Source organism: Zoogloea sp. LCSB751, assembly GCF_002028455.1.
Lineage (GTDB): Bacteria > Pseudomonadota > Gammaproteobacteria > Burkholderiales > Rhodocyclaceae > Zoogloea.
In genome coordinates, this window is sequence record NZ_MWUM01000517.1 from 1 (window position 1) to 244 (window position 244).

The window sequence follows — 244 nt, forward strand, 5'->3', positions numbered from 1 at the left end:
GACTTGGAAATATAATCCTTGTTAGCCTTGGTTCTAATGGAACCTTAAGCGAGCAAAATATGCTTGATATTTTAAATATTTCTGAAGGAAGAAAGGTATTTTTTGTAAATACTATCAACAGCCAATCTTGGGAAGATCCAATTAATGCAAGAATCAAAAAATTCTGTGATGAAAATCAAAACGCATATATGGTTGATTGGTACAAATTTGCCAAGGAAAAAGCAAATTTATTCGCCAAAGATAT

Annotated in this window: 1 protein-coding gene; it reads left to right on the plus strand. The window is 31.1% G+C overall.

The genetic code is table 11. The features are described from left to right. A partial coding sequence (locus B4920_RS27545; protein WP_216820125.1) for a hypothetical protein occupies positions 1 to 244 on the plus strand: 244 nt, incomplete at both ends.